This is a genomic window from Halalkalicoccus sp. NIPERK01 (assembly GCF_030287405.1).
In the GTDB taxonomy this organism is placed as follows: Archaea; Halobacteriota; Halobacteria; order Halobacteriales; family Halalkalicoccaceae; genus Halalkalicoccus.
Window position 1 is genome coordinate 1 of record NZ_JASVVV010000078.1, and the last position, 230, is coordinate 230.

Below are 230 nucleotides of genomic sequence, written 5' to 3' on the forward strand. Positions count from 1 at the left end.
CGACGAGCTGGTAGATCACGTCGTCGCGAAAGACCCGGACCTCGCTCTCGTCGGCGTTGCGTTTCGCGTCGCCCAGCACCTCGACGTTGAACCCGAGGATCGCCCGGTGGATCTGCTCGTCGGTGGTGCTCGCGACCGAAACGTCCCGCGGCGCGATGTCGCCCACTTCGGCGGGGGTGATGGGGATCTCTGCATGCGCCTGGCGGTTGGGCTTCGGGTGGTGTCTGCGG

1 pseudogene is annotated in these 230 nt (G+C 67.8%); it reads right to left on the bottom strand.

Annotation, left to right across the window (positions count from 1 at the left end):
* Positions 1–230 (bottom strand): annotated as a pseudogene (locus QRT08_RS18605) (translation initiation factor IF-2); the annotation flags it as partial.